This is a genomic window from Enterococcus sp. DIV0774 (genome assembly GCF_050539095.1).
GTDB lineage: Bacteria > Bacillota > Bacilli > Lactobacillales > Enterococcaceae > Enterococcus > Enterococcus faecalis.
The window spans coordinates 798,582-810,000 of sequence record NZ_CP172923.1; the positions used below are offsets into that span (position 1 = coordinate 798,582).

General features: G+C 39.9%; 7 protein-coding genes, 1 tRNA gene and 2 rRNA genes (1 of these 10 running past the window's edge). All 10 read left to right on the forward strand.

Annotated elements, in window-relative coordinates; translation table 11 throughout:
* The first annotated feature begins 26 nt into the window (after nt 1-26).
* The gene (pfkA, locus tag IGL86_RS03925; protein WP_002355947.1) at nt 27-989 is read left to right on the forward strand and encodes a 6-phosphofructokinase; all 963 of its coding nucleotides are present in this window, start codon (nt 27-29) and stop codon (nt 987-989) included.
* Between the two features lie 64 nt (nt 990-1,053).
* Entirely contained in the window at nt 1,054-2,811 is a 1,758-nt protein-coding gene (pyk, locus tag IGL86_RS03930) for a pyruvate kinase (protein WP_002355949.1), read from the forward strand.
* A gap of 373 nt (nt 2,812-3,184) precedes the next feature.
* Nucleotides 3,185-3,754, forward strand: coding sequence for a YceD family protein (locus IGL86_RS03935; RefSeq protein WP_016617642.1), 570 nt, complete (start codon nt 3,185-3,187; stop codon nt 3,752-3,754).
* 56 nt (nt 3,755-3,810) lie between these two features.
* Nucleotides 3,811-3,990 carry a 50S ribosomal protein L32 gene (gene rpmF, locus IGL86_RS03940; RefSeq protein ID WP_002355952.1) on the forward strand — a complete coding sequence of 60 codons (180 nt, stop codon included), beginning with the start codon at nt 3,811-3,813 and terminating at the stop codon, nt 3,988-3,990.
* Nucleotides 3,991-4,194: 204 nt separating this feature from the next.
* Nucleotides 4,195-5,616: an NADP-dependent phosphogluconate dehydrogenase gene (gndA, locus tag IGL86_RS03945; protein ID WP_002355953.1), complete on the forward strand. Its 1,422-nt coding sequence runs from the start codon at nt 4,195-4,197 to the stop codon at nt 5,614-5,616.
* A gap of 157 nt (nt 5,617-5,773) precedes the next feature.
* The gene (locus IGL86_RS03950) at nt 5,774-6,460 is read left to right on the forward strand and encodes a response regulator transcription factor (protein ID WP_002355954.1); all 687 of its coding nucleotides are present in this window, start codon (nt 5,774-5,776) and stop codon (nt 6,458-6,460) included.
* Between the two features lie 10 nt (nt 6,461-6,470).
* The gene (locus IGL86_RS03955; RefSeq protein WP_002363430.1) at nt 6,471-7,979 is read left to right on the forward strand and encodes a HAMP domain-containing sensor histidine kinase; all 1,509 of its coding nucleotides are present in this window, start codon (nt 6,471-6,473) and stop codon (nt 7,977-7,979) included.
* A 645-nt stretch (nt 7,980-8,624) separates the two neighbouring features.
* Nucleotides 8,625-10,185: ribosomal RNA gene (locus tag IGL86_RS03960) — 16S ribosomal RNA — on the forward strand.
* Nucleotides 10,186-10,264: 79 nt separating this feature from the next.
* Nucleotides 10,265-10,337 (forward strand) — tRNA-Ala (locus IGL86_RS03965).
* A 176-nt stretch (nt 10,338-10,513) separates the two neighbouring features.
* Nucleotides 10,514-11,419: ribosomal RNA gene (locus IGL86_RS03970) — 23S ribosomal RNA — on the forward strand (it continues 2,007 nt past the right edge of the window).
* Together the 16S and 23S rRNA genes with 1 tRNA gene alongside form the textbook arrangement of a ribosomal RNA operon.

An 11,419-nucleotide genomic window follows, 5' to 3' on the forward strand; every position in this document is an offset into this window, starting at 1 on the left:
GTATATTATATGAGGTGAAATAGCGAATGAAACGCATTGGTATTTTAACCAGCGGGGGAGATGCCCCTGGAATGAACGCTGCAATTCGTGCAGTCGTACGCAAAAGTATTTTTGATGGAATCGAAGTTTACGGTATTAACTATGGATTTGCCGGTTTAGTCGCAGGCGACATCCGTCGTTTAGATGTTGCTGACGTTGGCGATAAGATTCAACGTGGTGGAACATTCTTGTACTCTGCTCGTTATCCTGAATTTGCTACTGAAGAAGGGCAATTAAAAGGAATCGAACAATTGAAAAAATTCGGTATTGAAGGCTTAGTTGTTATTGGTGGAGACGGTTCTTATCATGGCGCAATGGCTTTGACAAAACGTGGTTTCCCCGCTGTTGGAATTCCTGGAACAATTGATAATGATATTCCTGGAACAGATTTCACAATCGGTTTTGATACAGCAATTAACACTGTTTTGGAATCAATTGACCGAATTCGTGATACAGCGACTTCTCATGTTCGTACATTCGTTATCGAAGTAATGGGACGTAACGCTGGTGATATCGCATTGTGGTCAGGCGTGGCAGGCGGAGCAGATGAAATCATTATTCCTGAACATGATTTTGATATGAAAAACGTTGCCAAACGTATTCAAGAAGGCCGCGACCGCGGGAAAAAACATTGCTTAATCATTTTAGCAGAAGGCGTAATGGGCGGAAATGAATTTGCTGATAAACTTTCTGAATACGGTGATTTCCATACGCGTGTATCAATTTTAGGACACGTGGTTCGTGGGGGCTCGCCAAGTGCTCGTGACCGTGTATTAGCAAGTAAATTTGGGTCATATGCTGTTGAACTTCTAAAAGAAGGCAAAGGCGGTTTATGTATCGGTATGTTAGATAACCAAGTAGTTGCAGCTGATATTATTGACACGTTAGAAAACAATAAACACAAACCAGATTTATCTCTTTATGAGTTAAATCATGAAATTTCTTTTTAATCTTGTATATTAGCTAATCTTATTAGCTTTGTATAAACAAATTTGGAATAGGAGCGTTTTAGTAATGAAAAAAACGAAAATCGTATGTACGATTGGACCAGCTAGTGAATCCGTTGATATGCTAGTAAACTTAATTAATGCAGGTATGAATGTTTGCCGTTTGAACTTTTCACATGGTGACTACGAAGAGCATGGTGCTCGTATTAAAAACATTCGTGAAGCTGTAAAAATTACAGGGAAACGCGTAGCGATCTTACTAGATACAAAAGGTCCTGAAATCCGCACAAATGACATGGAAAATGGCGCAATCACAATGAAAATTGGTGATTCAGTACGTATTTCTATGACAGAAGTTTTAGGAACAAATGAAAAATTCTCAATCACTTATCCAGAATTAATCAATGATGTAAACGTAGGTTCACACATTCTTTTAGATGATGGTTTAATCGATTTAGAAGTAACTGATATCGACCGTGATGCAAACGAAATCGTAACAGTTGTTAAAAACGAAGGCGTCTTGAAAAACAAAAAAGGCGTTAACGTACCAGGCGTTTCTGTAAACTTACCAGGGATCACTGAAAAAGATGCTAACGATATCCGTTTCGGAATTGGTCAAGGAATTGACTTTATCGCAGCTAGCTTCGTTCGTCGTGCTTCTGACGTTTTAGAAATCACTAAAATTTTAGAAGAAGAAAACGCAACACACATCCAAATCATTCCTAAAATCGAAAACCAAGAAGGTATCGATAATATCGATGAAATCTTAAAAGTTTCTGATGGTTTAATGGTTGCTCGTGGTGACATGGGTGTTGAAATTCCAACAGAAGATGTTCCAGTTGTCCAAAAAGCTTTAATTAAAAAATGTAATGCTTTAGGTAAACCAGTTATCACTGCAACACAAATGTTAGATTCAATGCAACGTAACCCACGTCCAACACGTGCGGAAGCAAATGACGTAGCAAACGCAATCTACGATGGAACAGATGCAGTAATGTTATCAGGCGAAACTGCAGCAGGGGATTACCCATTAGAAGCTGTTCAAACAATGGCTCGTATTGCAGTTCGTACAGAAGAAACATTAGTTAACCAAGATTCATTCGCATTGAAATTATATAGCAAAACAGATATGACTGAAGCAATCGGACAATCTGTTGGCCATACAGCACGTAACTTGGGTATCCAAACAATCGTTGCGGCAACAGAATCAGGCCATACAGCACGTATGATCTCTAAATACCGTCCAAAAGCACATATCGTTGCAATTACGTTCTCAGAACAAAAAGCACGTAGCTTATCATTATCATGGGGTGTTTACGCAACAGTTGCTGACAAACCATCAAGCACAGATGAAATGTTTAATTTAGCTTCAAAAGTATCACAAGAAGAAGGTTATGCTTCAGAAGGTGATTTAATCATTATCACTGCTGGTGTTCCAGTTGGCGAAAAAGGCACAACAAACTTAATGAAAATTCAAATGATCGGTTCTAAATTAGTTCAAGGTCAAGGTGTCGGCGAAGAAGCAATTATTGCAAAAGCCGTTGTTGCAGGAACTGCTGAAGAAGCAGTTGCTAAAGCGACTGAAGGGGCTATTTTAGTTACAAAAACAACAGATAAAGAATACATGCCTGCAATTGAAAAAGCATCAGCATTAGTTGTTGAAGAAGGTGGTTTAACTTCTCATGCAGCTGTTGTAGCGATTGCACAAAATATTCCAGTTATCGTAGGTGCTGCAGATGCAACATCATTAATTAATAATGACGAAGTGATTACTGTTGATCCTCGTCGTGGTATTGTTTACCGCGGAGCAACAACAGCTATCTAAGTCTAATTAATTCAATCATTTGATTTTAAGCAATATGTACTCGGACGCAAAGCTGGGACAAACCGATTCGTCAGTTTGTCTCAGCTTTTTTTACAAGGAAGACAGTAGTACGAAATGTTCAGAAAACACGTATTCAGTAAATAAAGAGTTGGGCGAAAATAGTAAAATTATGTCTGAGTTTTAAATTATTTATGTTATTTCACACAAAAATTTTGTTATTTAATTAAATAAGCGCTAAGTTATCTTCAACAGAAAAACAATTATAAAAAAAACGAAAGAAAAACAGGAAATAAGAAAGGGCTGTCAAGAAAATTTCATTGACAAAGCTTTCATACCCCTGTATAATAGCTTTTGTTGCTTAGGAGTGATAATTATGAAGTGGTCTTTGTTAGAATTAAATAAATACAAAGAAGAGCCGCTAGTGTTTTCAGAAACATTGCATCTTAAAGAAGAGCTTCTTCAACGAGATGATGCCTTGTTGGATGTAAGTCCAATCAAAGTAGAAGGCTTATTAGCAGTCAATAAATCAGAATATTTACTTCATTACACTATTCAGGTAACTGTAACCGTTCCTTCATCCCGTTCTTTAGAACCTGTGGCTTTGCCAATGCAAATCACGGTCGATGAAGTCTTTATGACAAAAGAACAAATGGATACAAGAGATGAACGATTTGCAGCTGAAGAGATTATTTTATTGGACAAGCCAACAATTGATTTAGATGAATCTGTCGAAGACAACATTCTATTGTCCATTCCAATTCAAGTGCTTACAGAAGAAGAACAAAACAGTCAAGAAATGCCAAGTGGCAATGACTGGGAAGTGATTTCAGAAGAAGCATATTTGGAAAGTAAGCAGAAAGCAGCAGAACAAACAGTGGATCCTCGTCTGGCTAAACTATCAGAATTACTCAGCGATAATGCTGAAGAGGAAGATAACAGCTAGGTTGGAATATATTGTGTATGTAAATACACGCATCTTTACAAGGAGGTGGAACAACAATGGCAGTACCAGCTAGAAGAACTTCTAAAGCGAAAAAAGCAAAACGTCGCACACACTACAAATTAACAATCAAAGGCTTAAATGCATGCTCAAACTGTGGTGAAATGAAAAAAAGCCATCACGTATGTCCAGCATGTGGTCACTACGATGGAAAAGACGTAATGTCTAAAGAAGCATAAGCATAAAAACATTTTTTGAAATGTTGAATCCCCTAGGCTAACCATGGAGCCTAGGGGATTTGTATTTTTTTAAGAAAATATGAAGAAATTGGAAATTTATTGGCACTATATTGTTTTCATATGAAAGATAGTGCGTTATAATAGTGAGGATTATAAGAGAATGCTCATAGAATTTTCGTTGATTATAATATAGGAGGTCATAAAATGACAAAACAACAATTTGGCGTAGTCGGCATGGCTGTCATGGGAAAAAATCTTGCTTTAAACATTGAAAGCAGAGGCTATACAGTTGCGCTGTATAACCGTACAGGATCAAAAACAACAGAAGTGGTTGAAGAACATCCTGACAAAAACTTTCAAGCAACATACTCAATTGAGGAATTTGTGAATGCGATTGAAAAACCTCGTCGAATTATGTTGATGGTTAAAGCTGGACCTGCAACAGATGCGACAATCCAAGAATTGTTACCACACCTTGATAAAGGCGACATCTTAATTGATGGCGGTAATACGTTCTTCAAAGACACAATGCGACGTAATGAAGAACTAGCAAACTCAGGAATTAACTTTATTGGTACTGGCGTTTCTGGCGGAGAAGAAGGAGCCTTGAAAGGACCATCTATCATGCCTGGCGGACAAAAAGAAGCGTATGAGTTAGTTGCGCCAATTCTTGAAAAAATTTCAGCTAAAGCAGAAGACGGTGAACCATGTGTGACTTACATTGGCCCAAATGGTGCTGGACATTATGTAAAAATGGTTCATAATGGGATTGAATATGGGGACATGCAATTAATTGCTGAATCCTACGATTTAATGAAACAAATCTTAGGTTTATCTGTTGATGAAATGGCAGAGATTTTCAAAGAATGGAACGAAGGCGAATTAGACAGTTACCTTATTGAGATCACGGCTGACATTTTGACACGTAAAGATGATGAAGGAACCGACCAACCAATCGTTGATGTTATTCTTGATGCAGCAGGCAACAAAGGAACAGGTAAATGGACAAGCCAAAGTGCGTTAGATCTTGGCGTACCATTACCATTAATTACAGAATCAGTATTTGCACGTTTTATTTCGGCTTACAAAGAAGAACGCGTAAAAGCAAGTGGCATTTTATCAAAACCTGCAGCCTTTAACTTTGCAGGCGATAAAAAAGAATTGATTGAAAAAATTCGCGAAGCATTATACTTTAGTAAATTAATGAGTTATGCGCAAGGTTTTGCACAACTCCGTGCAGCTTCTGAAGAATACGGATGGGATTTACCATTTGGTGAAATTGCAAAAATCTGGCGAGCAGGTTGCATTATCCGTGCACAATTCTTACAAAAAATTACCGATGCATATGAAAAAAATCCAGCACTTGAAAACTTGTTGTTAGATGAATACTTTGTAGAAATTACGAAAAAATATCAACAAGCCGTTCGTGAAGTTGTTGCGATTGCTGTTCAAGCAGGTGTTCCTGTACCAACATTCTCATCTGCAATTGCTTATTACGATTCTTATCGTTCAGATCGCTTACCAGCGAATTTAATTCAAGCACAACGTGATTACTTCGGTGCTCATACGTACGAACGCACAGACAAAGAAGGAATCTACCATTACAGCTGGTACAACGAAGAATAAACATGCTGGAGACCATGAGTGTGGCTCACCATGCTCATGGTTTTACTGTGGCTTAAAAAAGAACCAGACAGATTGAGTAGTAATTCTCTAATAAGTAGTAAGGAATAAAAAGGTTGAGCTTGAGTATAGCTTTTAAAGAGAAAGGACAATTAATCAAATGAGCAACATTTTAATTATTGAAGATGAAAAGAACTTAGCGAGATTCGTTGAGCTTGAATTAAAACATGAGGGGTATACGACAGAAGTACACTACAATGGTCGTACAGGATTGGAAGCCGCTCTTAACAACGAATGGGATGCTATCCTTCTTGATTTGATGTTACCAGAATTAAATGGATTAGAAGTATGTCGCCGTGTTCGCCAAGTGAAAAATACACCAATTATTATGATGACTGCGCGTGATTCAGTAATTGACCGTGTTTCTGGTTTAGACCATGGAGCGGATGATTATATTGTTAAACCATTTGCAATTGAAGAATTGTTAGCTCGTTTACGTGCGTTACTTCGTCGTATTGATATTGAGGGCGATAAAAACGTTGCAAAACAAACAACGATTACATATCGTGACTTAACAATTGAAAAAGAAAATCGTGTCGTTCGTCGTAATTCTGAAATGATTGAATTAACAAAACGCGAATACGAATTACTATTAACGCTAATGGAAAACGTGAACGTTGTCTTGGCACGTGATGTGTTACTAAATAAAGTTTGGGGCTATGAAACAGAAGTAGAAACAAACGTTGTGGATGTATATATCCGCTACTTGCGAAATAAAATTGACGTACCTGGAGAAGAAAGCTACATCCAAACTGTCCGTGGAACTGGCTACGTTATGCGTTCGTGAGAACTAATTAATGAAAAGAACGATTAAAAAAGAACTGGAAGGCCCATCTTTAACTATAAAGTGGGCTTTCGCAAGTTCTTTCTTTATATTTGTAGTTTTTACCATTTTTGCGGTGATTACCTATAAGTCTTCTGTCAGTCTTATTGTTGCCAAAGAAAAGGAAAATGTCGAAGCAACGATTGCAGAAGTAACAAATCGATTAGCTAATGCCAATGAAAATTTAACGGTAACAGACGTTTTTGACTATTTAAAAACGCCGAGTGAAAGAGATGAAAACTACTATAATAAGCATACAGCAGTAGAAGGTTCGTTTATGGAAATGGACAGTTTCATATCTGAACTAGGACAACCAGAACTTTATTTATCTGTGTATGACACAAACCAAAAGCTAGTTTTTAAAACACAAAATGAATATGATAAGTTATTACAATTGGATCGACAATTACCTGTTGTTCGAACCGTTTTTGATAAAACCGGTTTTTATTCCGTGGAACCTATTTTTTCAAAAGAAACACGAGAAAAAATTGGCTATATTCAAGCGTTTTATGAACTTTCTTCTTTTTATGAAATTCGTAATCATTTATTATTAACACTTGTAGTTTTAGAAGTGATTTCTCTGATTGTAAGTAGTGTCTTAGGCTTTATCCTCTCTTCTTATTTCTTAAAACCATTAAAAGTATTGAGAGACACGATGGATACAATCCGCAAAGACCCGCAATCAGATGTCCACATGCCGGAGATTAATACGAGAGATGAGTTAGCAGATATCTCGGAAATCTTTAATGAAATGTTAGATCGTATGAGACGCTATATCGAACAACAAGAGCAGTTTGTTGAAGATGTTTCCCATGAATTAAGAACGCCCGTTGCGATTATGGAAGGCCATTTAAACCTTTTAAATCGTTGGGGGAAAGACGATCCTGAAATTTTAGATGAATCATTAAAGGCCAGTTTACAAGAAATTAGTCGTATGAAGAGTTTGGTCCAAGAAATGCTTGACCTTTCACGCGCTGAACAAGTGGACACCCAATATGCAAATGAACGAACAGATGCTAAACAAGTAGTCTACCAAGTATTTAATAACTTCCAATTGGTTTATCCTGAGTTTCATATCACATTAGATGACGATTTACCAACCGAAGTTGAACTGAAAATCTATCGTAATCACTTTGAACAATTGCTAATTATTCTATTAGATAATGCGATTAAATATTCAACAGATCGAAAAGAAGTGCATATTTCCATTTCTCGAACGATGAATGAATTTGAAATAGCTGTGCAAGATTTTGGTGAAGGAATCACTGAAGAAGACTTGGAGAAAATATTTGATCGATTCTATCGAGTAGATAAAGCCCGTGCAAGAAATAAAGGCGGTAATGGCTTAGGACTATCGATTGCAAAACAATTAGTCGAAAACTATAAAGGACGTATTGATGCAGAAAGCGTATTGCATCAAGGAACGATCTTTAGAATTTTTATTCCAATCGCTGGAATAAAAGAAGAGAGCAACGTACAATAAAGTACGTTGCTTTTTTTTACGAATGATTAACGAACATTTCAGTAAGAGAAAAGGGATTATAAGATAAAGAAACGAATGTTTTCTTTGCAGAAAATATTCATCGTTCGAAATTGAAAAAAATGTTATTTTTCTGCAAAATAATAGTTGCGTTTTAGAAAAATCCTTGGTATATTAATATCTGTTCTGACAAACAGTTCGTTAAGAAAAAAGTTTTAAAAAGTTAAAAATTTTTCTTGACGAAAAGATAAATAACATGTTAGAATAACAAAGTCGTTAAAGAGATTGCTTTTAAATCAATCATTTGATCAAAAAAACTTGTTATAAAATAACAAAAAAGTTTTAAAAAGTTGTTGACAAACAACTGAGATAATGATAAGATATAGAAGTTGTCACAACAGACGACAACAACCAAGCAAAACAACTTAAAAAAACTTTTTCAAAAAAGTTCTTGACATTCAAACGGAAGTTTGTTATGATATAAAAGTTGTTGCGAGGTAACGTAGACCTTTGAAAACTGAACAAAGAATAGACGAACCAAATGTGTAGGGCGTCTTGATTCAATTCAAGACAACAAACATTTTTAACAAGCAAGCAATATGCTAGCAAACAAATTGAGCTTAACAATCGCAAGATTGTTCTAACTTTTATTATGAGAGTTTGATCCTGGCTCAGGACGAACGCTGGCGGCGTGCCTAATACATGCAAGTCGAACGCTTCTTTCCTCCCGAGTGCTTGCACTCAATTGGAAAGAGGAGTGGCGGACGGGTGAGTAACACGTGGGTAACCTACCCATCAGAGGGGGATAACACTTGGAAACAGGTGCTAATACCGCATAACAGTTTATGCCGCATGGCATAAGAGTGAAAGGCGCTTTCGGGTGTCGCTGATGGATGGACCCGCGGTGCATTAGCTAGTTGGTGAGGTAACGGCTCACCAAGGCCACGATGCATAGCCGACCTGAGAGGGTGATCGGCCACACTGGGACTGAGACACGGCCCAGACTCCTACGGGAGGCAGCAGTAGGGAATCTTCGGCAATGGACGAAAGTCTGACCGAGCAACGCCGCGTGAGTGAAGAAGGTTTTCGGATCGTAAAACTCTGTTGTTAGAGAAGAACAAGGACGTTAGTAACTGAACGTTCCCTGACGGTATCTAACCAGAAAGCCACGGCTAACTACGTGCCAGCAGCCGCGGTAATACGTAGGTGGCAAGCGTTGTCCGGATTTATTGGGCGTAAAGCGAGCGCAGGCGGTTTCTTAAGTCTGATGTGAAAGCCCCCGGCTCAACCGGGGAGGGTCATTGGAAACTGGGAGACTTGAGTGCAGAAGAGGAGAGTGGAATTCCATGTGTAGCGGTGAAATGCGTAGATATATGGAGGAACACCAGTGGCGAAGGCGGCTCTCTGGTCTGTAACTGACGCTGAGGCTCGAAAGCGTGGGGAGCAAACAGGATTAGATACCCTGGTAGTCCACGCCGTAAACGATGAGTGCTAAGTGTTGGAGGGTTTCCGCCCTTCAGTGCTGCAGCAAACGCATTAAGCACTCCGCCTGGGGAGTACGACCGCAAGGTTGAAACTCAAAGGAATTGACGGGGGCCCGCACAAGCGGTGGAGCATGTGGTTTAATTCGAAGCAACGCGAAGAACCTTACCAGGTCTTGACATCCTTTGACCACTCTAGAGATAGAGCTTTCCCTTCGGGGACAAAGTGACAGGTGGTGCATGGTTGTCGTCAGCTCGTGTCGTGAGATGTTGGGTTAAGTCCCGCAACGAGCGCAACCCTTATTGTTAGTTGCCATCATTTAGTTGGGCACTCTAGCGAGACTGCCGGTGACAAACCGGAGGAAGGTGGGGATGACGTCAAATCATCATGCCCCTTATGACCTGGGCTACACACGTGCTACAATGGGAAGTACAACGAGTCGCTAGACCGCGAGGTCATGCAAATCTCTTAAAGCTTCTCTCAGTTCGGATTGCAGGCTGCAACTCGCCTGCATGAAGCCGGAATCGCTAGTAATCGCGGATCAGCACGCCGCGGTGAATACGTTCCCGGGCCTTGTACACACCGCCCGTCACACCACGAGAGTTTGTAACACCCGAAGTCGGTGAGGTAACCTTTTTGGAGCCAGCCGCCTAAGGTGGGATAGATGATTGGGGTGAAGTCGTAACAAGGTAGCCGTATCGGAAGGTGCGGCTGGATCACCTCCTTTCTAAGGAATATTACGGAAATACACATTTCGTCTTTACTTTGTTCAGTTTTGAGAGGTCTACTCTCAATCAAATAAGTTCGGGGCCTTAGCTCAGCTGGGAGAGCGCCTGCTTTGCACGCAGGAGGTCAGCGGTTCGATCCCGCTAGGCTCCATTGATAGCTTTTGCTATCAGATTCGTTCATTGAAAACTGGATATTGAAGTAAAAAGAATCAAAACAAACCGAGAACACCGCGTTGAATGAGTTTTTTAATAAGTTCAATTGCTTATTTATTGATTAACCTTCTATCGCTAGAAGAAGTGATCAAGACCCAACCGTAAGGTTGATAAGGTTAAGTGAATAAGGGCGCACGGTGGATGCCTTGGCACTAGGAGCCGATGAAGGACGGGACTAACACCGATATGCTTTGGGGAGCTGTAAGTAAGCTATGATCCAGAGATTTCCGAATGGGGGAACCCAATATCTTTTATAGGATATTACTTTTCAGTGAATACATAGCTGATTAGAGGTAGACGCAGAGAACTGAAACATCTTAGTACCTGCAGGAAGAGAAAGAAAATTCGATTCCCTGAGTAGCGGCGAGCGAAACGGGAAGAGCCCAAACCAACAAGCTTGCTTGTTGGGGTTGTAGGACTCCAATATGGTAGTCTGTTAGTATAGTTGAAGGATTTGGAAAATTCCGCTAAAGAGGGTGAAAGCCCCGTAGACGAAATGCTAACAACACCTAGGAGGATCCTGAGTACGGCGGAACACGAGAAATTCCGTCGGAATCCGCGGGGACCATCCCGCAAGGCTAAATACTCCCTAGTGACCGATAGTGAACCAGTACCGTGAGGGAAAGGTGAAAAGCACCCCGGAAGGGGAGTGAAATAGATCCTGAAACCGTGTGCCTACAACAAGTCAAAGCTCGTTAATGAGTGATGGCGTGCCTTTTGTAGAATGAACCGGCGAGTTACGATTGCATGCGAGGTTAAGTCGAAGAGACGGAGCCGCAGCGAAAGCGAGTCTGAATAGGGCGAATGAGTATGTAGTCGTAGACCCGAAACCATGTGATCTACCCATGTCCAGGTTGAAGGTGCGGTAAAACGCACTGGAGGACCGAACCCACGTACGTTGAAAAGTGCGGGGATGAGGTGTGGGTAGCGGAGAAATTCCAAACGAACTTGGAGATAGCTGGTTCTCTCCGAAATAGCTTTAGGGCTAGCCTCGGAATTGAGAATGATGGAGGTAGAGCA

What these genes read in the sequence shown, in the direction of transcription:
- pfkA (WP_002355947.1), top strand. Translation starts at nt 27, where the DNA reads ATGAAACGCATTGGTATTTTAACCAGCGGGGGAGATGCCCCTGGAATG.
- pyk (WP_002355949.1), top strand. Translation starts at nt 1,054, where the DNA reads ATGAAAAAAACGAAAATCGTATGTACGATTGGACCAGCTAGTGAATCC.
- IGL86_RS03935 (WP_016617642.1), top strand. Translation starts at nt 3,185, where the DNA reads ATGAAGTGGTCTTTGTTAGAATTAAATAAATACAAAGAAGAGCCGCTA.
- rpmF (WP_002355952.1), top strand. Translation starts at nt 3,811, where the DNA reads ATGGCAGTACCAGCTAGAAGAACTTCTAAAGCGAAAAAAGCAAAACGT.
- gndA (WP_002355953.1), top strand. Translation starts at nt 4,195, where the DNA reads ATGACAAAACAACAATTTGGCGTAGTCGGCATGGCTGTCATGGGAAAA.
- IGL86_RS03950 (WP_002355954.1), top strand. Translation starts at nt 5,774, where the DNA reads ATGAGCAACATTTTAATTATTGAAGATGAAAAGAACTTAGCGAGATTC.
- IGL86_RS03955 (WP_002363430.1), top strand. Translation starts at nt 6,471, where the DNA reads ATGAAAAGAACGATTAAAAAAGAACTGGAAGGCCCATCTTTAACTATA.